Origin of the sequence: Pantoea sp. VS1, from assembly GCF_002207995.1 — a bacterium.
GTDB classification, from domain to species: Bacteria; Pseudomonadota; Gammaproteobacteria; order Enterobacterales; family Enterobacteriaceae; genus Pantoea; species Pantoea dispersa.
In genome coordinates this window covers 1-252 of sequence record NZ_NHZE01000138.1, presented here as the reverse complement: position 1 = coordinate 252, position 252 = coordinate 1, and the positions used below count along the sequence as shown (strand labels likewise).

Sequence of the window (252 nt, the reverse complement as noted above, 5' to 3'; positions counted from 1 at the left end):
GCCATTACCCCACCTACTAGCTAATCCCATCTGGGCACATCCGATGGTGTGAGGCCCGAAGGTCCCCCACTTTGGTCTTGCGACGTTATGCGGTATTAGCTACCGTTTCCAGTAGTTATCCCCCTCCATCGGGCAGTTTCCCAGACATTACTCACCCGTCCGCCACTCGCCACCCAAAGAGCAAGCCCTTCTGTGCTGCCGTTCGACTTGCATGTGTTAGGCCTGCCGCCAGCGTTCAATCTGAGCCATGAT

General features: G+C 56.3%; 1 rRNA gene. It reads right to left on the bottom strand.

Annotated elements, in window-relative coordinates:
- Positions 1 to 252, bottom strand: a 16S ribosomal RNA gene (locus CBW22_RS25040); the annotation flags it as partial.